Annotated in this window: 1 protein-coding gene; it reads right to left on the bottom strand. The window is 60.8% G+C overall.

Features of this window, described 5'->3' with window-relative positions; translation table 11 throughout:
- Positions 1-13: 13 nt before the first annotated feature.
- A complete protein-coding gene (locus tag ABD732_RS04400) occupies positions 14-6,877 on the bottom strand; it encodes an amino acid adenylation domain-containing protein (RefSeq protein ID WP_425552983.1) in 6,864 nt (2,287 codons plus the stop codon).
- Between the last annotated feature and the right edge of the window lie 198 nt (positions 6,878-7,075).

The following is a 7,075-nucleotide window of genomic DNA, read 5'->3' as shown; positions in this document are numbered from 1 at the left end:
CATTTCGTCGGTATCAGGCTTCGTTCTGGCGAATCGAGGCCATAACTTCGCCGAGTGCCTCGGCGCCTGCCGTGGCCAGGTCCGGAATCAGGCTCATCAAAGCAGTCACCAGCGCCGAATCAGCGTCCGGTAGCGACGCAGTCAGTACGGTAGTCATCGCCGCCAGGTCCCCGAAGGTGATTGCGGTACCGGAGTAACTGACTGCTACTCGGCTAGGCTCCACAGCCGCTTTTTCTTCAACGAAATGAACGAGGGAAATCGGTGCCGAACTGTTGTCCGGGACTGTGACAAGGTCTGCATGTCCTGCAATGGAAATATCGCCGACCTCTATTTCCGGCTCCTCCGCGACTGCCTCAAGCACGGACATAAAACGCTCACTGTATTTCTCGATGGTCGCAGGGTCGAAGAGGTCCGTGGCGTATACGAATGCTGCCCGCATCGATTCGCCCGACGATTGTGCGCCGAGTTGCAGCGGGTCGGATGGGTAGATCGTGAGCTGCAAGTCGACTTGGGCGGCCGTGAACCCTTCATCTACCAGCGTTATCGTTAAGCCGGGAAGCTCGACGACCGGGAACTCAAAATTCTGGAATAGAAGCATTGCCTGAAAGACCGGATTAATTGAACTACTGCGCCGGATTCCCGTGGCTTCGACTATCGACTCAAACGCGACGTCGGCATTCGACATATCCTTCAAGTTGTCCGCGTGAACCCGGCTGACCAGGGCGTCGAAACCTTCATCTCGACGTAGTTGTGAGCGTAACGGCAAACTGTTGACGAACATGCCAACCAGGTTCTCCAACGCAGGATCCACCCGGCCCGCGTACGCGGTGCCGATGACGACGTCGTCGGTGCTCGCCATACGCCCGAGAAACACCGCGTAGGCACTATGCACCACATCAAAAATAGTTGCATTCCGGCCACGGCCGATCGATTCGAGTCGGGTGACCAACCCTGCGGGAATCTTGAATTCAACGCTTGCACCGACGAAGGATGGAGTCTGCGGTCGAGGGCGATCTGCGGGAAGGCTCAGTTGTTCCGGTGCCCCTGTCAACCTCGTTCTCCAGTACGCAAGCTGACGTTGCCGTTCAGTTTCGCCAGTCTCTGTGACGACTGCCAGGCGGTCACGCTGCCACAAGGTGAAGTCCAGATAGTCAACACTCAGCGGAACAAACTCCGGCGCCCGGCCCTGCATTCGCATGCCAGCCGAACCGAGGAAGTCATTCGCCAAGACCTTCAGTGATGACCCGTCCGCACTAATGTGGTGTACCACGAAAACAACGATGTGCTCACTTACTCCCGTCCGCAACAGGGCCATCCGAAATGGAGGTTCCGCTGTAACGTCGAAACCGCGACCGACAGTTCGTGCGACGATTTCGAGAGGCGATTCGGAAACATCCACCGGGTCGAGTTCAAGGCCCTCGAGGACGGCATCGACCGATGCCTCCCGCTGTGCCGGCTCCCCGTCGACCATCGGGTAATAGGTGCGCAACGCAACCTGTCGTTCAACCAGGTCCGTCGCGGCCGCCTTCACAATATCCGGGTCTAGTTCCCCAGAGAGCCGCAGCGCGAAGGCAATGTTGTATGCCGGAGAATCCGGGTCTGTCCGGTTCAGCAACCACATTCCACGCTGGACCTCGGACACAGGGACCACATCCGGCCGCGGCTGCGGTGTCAGTGCCGAATCGACAGCGGAATCGTGCGCAATGGTCTCCATATGCTCCGCGATCTGAGCAATCGTTGATGCCTCAAGCAAGGTCTCCACCGCAAGGCGCCGTCCAGTGGCCTCAGCCAATGCAGTCGCAAGTTTCACCGCTGCAAGCGAATCGCCACCAGCTTCGAAGAATCCGACATCGACACTCACCCGATTCACTCCGAGGATCCGAGCGAAGATCTCGGCGATCACTTCTTCGAGAGGCGTCCTGGGCGCCACGTACTCACGGTTCGTGGAGAGGTCGACGTCCGGCAATGCACGTCTGTCGATCTTTCCGACGGCCGTGAGTGCGAAGTCTTCGACCAATAGGATGCGCTGCGGCACCATGTGTCCCGGCAGCCGGTGTACGAGATAGTTGATCAGATCGTCGGGAGTCACCTTCGACGCTGACCGCGTCTGTGCATACGACACCAAGGCCGTGTGACCACCAGGTCCCTCGACTCCCACTGTCACCGAGTTGATCACGTCCCGGTGGCGCCCGAGCAACGCATCTACCTCACCCGGCTCCACACGCTGACCGCGGATCTTGAGCTGAAAGTCGATCCGCCCCTGGAAGAACAGGTCACCACCGCCTGCACGTACTACGCGATCTCCGGTGGCATACATACGGTCGCCAGGTACGAATGGGTCGGCAATAAAGGTAGTCGCCGACAGTCCCGAACGGTTGTGATACCCGTGCGCGAGTTGAGGGCCCGCAAGATACAACTGGCCGGCGACTCCGTCAGGTACCGGACGCAGACACAGATCCAGGATGTAAGCTCGCACTCCATCCAGCGGGCGGCCGAGAGGCACCTGCGCCTCGGGATCGGTCAGTGCGTCAGACCACACGGCGTAAATGGTGTTCTCGGTCGGCCCATAGCAATTGAACAGACGGGGCGACCCGCTCGAGTCGTCCCGCGCCCATCGTCGCATGATCTCCTGTGGGAGAGCCTCGCCACCGGCCATCACGTTACGCAGCGAGGGGACCTTGTCGGGATCGACTGTCGCGAGCACTGAAGGCGTCAGGAATATGTGCGTCGCACCATTTTCCGTGATCAGCGACTCCAGGTCGGCGCCTGCGTACACCATGGCGGGTGCCACTACGAGTTCAGCCCCCGACCCGATTGCGCTCAACAATTCGAGCACTGAGGCGTCGAAGCTCGGCGAAGCTACGTGGACGACCTTGTCGGCACTCGTGAGGCCGAACTTGTCCAGTTGGTTAGCGGTGAAATTGCGGAGTCCCCGGTTCGGAACGGCTGCCGCTTTGGGTACTCCCGTCGAGCCCGACGTGTAGATAAGGTACGCGAGGTCGTCTATATCCGGACGTCGGGTTAGTTCATCGTCCTCGACCGGCGCGACGGAGTATCCCGCTATCCGCCGCTCCACATCCGGGTCACTGAGGTCGATCCAGGCCATGTCCGGCCACGACTCCGTGTCGAGCGTCACCCCGGCCGCTGACGCGCACAACCCAAGCTTGGCGCCACTGTCGGACAGCATCGTCGTTTGGCGTTCCACCGGATAGCGCGGGTCAATACTGACGAATGCCGCGCCGGTCTTTGCCACTGCGACCGTTGCAATTACCGATTCTGCCGATCGGGCGATCGCAATTGCTACCACCACTCCAGGGCCAACACCTCGGCTGATCAGTTCACGTGCGAGCTGACTGGTATAAGACTCAAAGTGAGGTCGCTCCACGCGGCGGGCCCCGGAGATCGCAACCGGTGAACGATCTTTTCGGTGTTCGAGATCGATGATCAAATCGCGAAGTGTGCCGGGCGAGCCGACAGGTCGGATCTCCGTCAGATCACGGATCGTGGAGGTCGACACTAAGTCCACGGACCCAACCGCTGCTGTGGGTTGGGCCATCAGTGCGGTCACGACACGGAGAATCTGGCCGGCGAGGGCCTCCATGGACACCACACCCGCAAAGCCCGGCGAATAGCTAACCCCTATTCCGATACTCGTATTATCGGGCTCGTCTATTTGGGTGAAGGTGATCTCGACATCGGCAGTCGCACCATGGCCGGACCGGTGCCTGACAGGAGTCTGTGCGCCTCGGCGCTGCCATCGACTCATGATCTGAATCGGAGTCCGACCAGTGGACGCCAGCGCAGCATCGACGTCTTCGAAAGTGATATCGGCGTAGCGCTGTGCCCTCGCCACTTGCACGCGACCTGCCGCGATCACCTCGTTCAAAGTGGTACTTGGACTGATCTCAGTGCGGATGACCAGACAATCGTCGAACTGCCGAGCCTGCACCGCATCGGTCGCCCTGATCTCGCCAGCGATCGTCGCCTTCACCGCGATATCGGAACGTCCAGAAAGCCGTGCAAGCACAACCGAGAGCGCAGCATGAAGGAGTTGGAACGGCGTGACCCGCAGTCGATCTGCCAGAGCTTCCAACTCAGCTGTGGCGTCGCCGGGCAGCAGACGCTCGATAGAACTGCGGGACTCGGCAGTACGCGATGCCTCCTGCCGCTGCACCCCTAAGTAGTCCGCCCCTTCGAGCCCATCGAGTTCGTCGATCCAGTACTTCAATTCACGGGGAATCGACCGGCTGAGAAGTTCCAGTCGACCGTCGGACAGGCGCCGGACCCGATCACCAGTACGGAACATCCGTTCGCCGCGACGTCCGTGGGGGTTGGCAACGATTCGTTCGGCGGTGACATCGGGCCGTGACGCATATCCGCGCGCCAGTTGCGCTCCGCCAAGGTAGAGCTCGCCGGGCACTCCGACCGGCACACGTTTCAGACGCTCGTCGAGCACCATCGCCGTCGAGTTCCATGCCGGGGTGCCGATCGCCACCGAGGTGTCGAGGTCATCCAACTCCGGCTCACGAAGGATGATCTGACCTGCTGTTTCCGCCCAACCACGCATCCTGCGGAGAGCGATCGATCGCCACGCTTGCCGAGCCTGTGAGGCCACCTCAGGTGTCAGTTCCCCACCACTGACCGTGATCGACCGCAACGAGTCGAGAGCGGTATCCGCAGCCTTCATCTCGACCATTGTCGAGAGTGTCGCAGGATCGCAGTACACCGACGTCGCTCCGGTCCGGGCGATGTCGTCAAGCAAACTCTGCGGATCGGCCCCCCCGTCGCCGTCCGGGAGCACCATCGTTGCTCCCGCCACTAGCGGCGCGAACAAGCCGACGACCGAGCCGCCTGCAGCGGGCGGCATCGCGTGCACGACGACGTCATCAGCCGAGTACCCGAATTCGCCACCGCCCCAGTGCAACTGGTTCAGGACAGCTCTGTGTTCAACGATGACCCCTCGCCGACTCGAGGCCGATCCGGGCTCGAAGAAGGTACCGACGGCCGACTCCGGCACAGGTTTGTCTCGCTCGTCCACAATGGCGAATCGGGTAGTCTGGTCCACCTCCTCTGCAGCGTCGATTCTCCACACCGGAATCGACGCATACTCTGCCGACGCAGCTGCCACGAGACCCGGATAGTCGGCGTGGACCAGGAGAATACGGGCATCGGCGATCGACATGATCCGGGCGGCCCGATCACCAGGCGCCCCTGTACCGATCGGGACACACTGTCCTCCCGCCGAGATGATCGCGTAGGTCGCCACAACCAATTCCAGCGAAGGAGGCAGGGCCACCGCCACCGCCACCTCAGGTCCCACGCCCGCTTCACGTAGCAGGGTGGCGAGCACCTCGACCCGCGTGGCGAGCTCTTGATACGTAAGACTCCGGTCGCCCGAGACCAACGCCGTACTTTCAGGCGCCGCCGCCGCCTGTCTGGTGAACGCCGTCAGCAGGTCTGGGCTGCCCAGGTCCACAGCCTGCGCACCGCGTTCGGCCTGGGCTAGCCGGATCCCCTCGTCAGCACCTACCAGCTCGATCGCCGAGATCGTTCGATCGAGGTCACTCAAGAGTCGCTCGAGGAACACTACGAAGCGTCCGTGATGGCCGGCGAGGTCCTCGCTCGTGTAGAGGTGAGGATTCCCGTGCAGATCCACTACAAGGGGTTCGCCCGGCCCGGGCTGGTACAGATTGATCAGCAAATCCTCGAGAATGCCCGAGGACAATATTCGATAGTCGAGGTCTGCTCCGTCAATCTCGACGGGCGAGTCGAAGAGCACCATATTGATGACTGGTCCAAAGCCCACCGACGAATCCTCGAGGCCGGAGTCGCGGCGAATATCCTCTGTGCGGTAGCGCTGATGGCGCAGTGCACCAGTCAGTTCCAACTGTGCGGAACGGATCAGTTCAGCCACCGTCGACGCCCGGACGCCACCGAGGCGGATGGGTAGTACGTTAGAAACCATTCCGCCGGAGTTCCGGACTCGTGCTGTGGTCCGGCCGCTGACAGCGAGGCTCAGTACGATGTCATCTCCCCCGGTCATCCGGGCGAGGAATGCACTGAAGGCGGCGGTCAAAACCACTGCTACTGAACTGTTCATCTCTCGAGCCACGAGTTCCAGATCTCGCTGCAAGGCATTGGCGAGAGTTCCGCCGGCGACGGCATTGTCGAACGACAGCGGAGCATCGGTATTCGATTGCGCGAGTGTCACGCGCTCGGGCAGGTCTTGAGTACGTACTTGCCAGTAGGTCCGATCCGTCTGGCGTCGGGTGCTAGTCCGGTAGCTCTCCTCATAGGCAACGATGTCGGCGAGAGTGCCAACCGGTTTCGCCGCCACTTCCTCTCCGCGCCGCATCGCGTTGTAACGCTCGAGAACCCGTCGCAGATTGGTCAACGCGGCGTAGCCGTCGACGATCAGATGGTGCGCACGCTGGTAGAGAATCGTGTGGTCGTCGGCGACTTTGATGATCGCGACCACGATCAATTGATCGTTGATCAGATCTATCGGTCGCCGAAACTCCTTGTTGATCCAGGCCAGAGCCGCCTTGACCGGATCCTCTCGGGCACGGAGGTCATAGAGGTCGATCTTCTGGTCATACTCAAAGTCGACGTACTGCATAGGGACTCCGTCGACCATGGCAAGTCGAATGTATGGTGTCTCCAGTTCTCGACCGACTGCATAGCTGCAATCGACCAGAAGATCGACATCCAAGTCTCCAGGCTCGTGGCGGATGTCGATATACTGTGCGATGTTCACTGAATAGTCCGCTGCGAGCTTGTCGGCAAACCACATTCCACGCTGCGCAGGAGTCAGAGGGAACAGGTCCCTCTGCTCCCTACCGTTCCTCGCATCTCCGGAACCACTAACGTCTGCCAATTGCTGCGTCACTGGGTCCCCCTCTTACACCTAGTCATCGTTGTACGTCTACAACTCTTTATGCCTCGTCGACCCGGAGGAGAAGAACTAATCGACCGGGACATCAATCGTCGCCCTGCTCCGCCGCCACTGCCGCGCACCACGCTTGGCCGTAAGATCACCAATCGATGCCCGCCCTGCTCTGCTGCACCGAGCCGC

Source organism: Gordonia caeni (genome assembly GCF_039537105.1).
Classification (GTDB): domain Bacteria; phylum Actinomycetota; class Actinomycetes; order Mycobacteriales; family Mycobacteriaceae; genus Gordonia; species Gordonia caeni.
The sequence above is the reverse complement of the archived record's forward strand: the minus strand, read 5'-3'. Positions and strand labels throughout refer to the sequence as shown.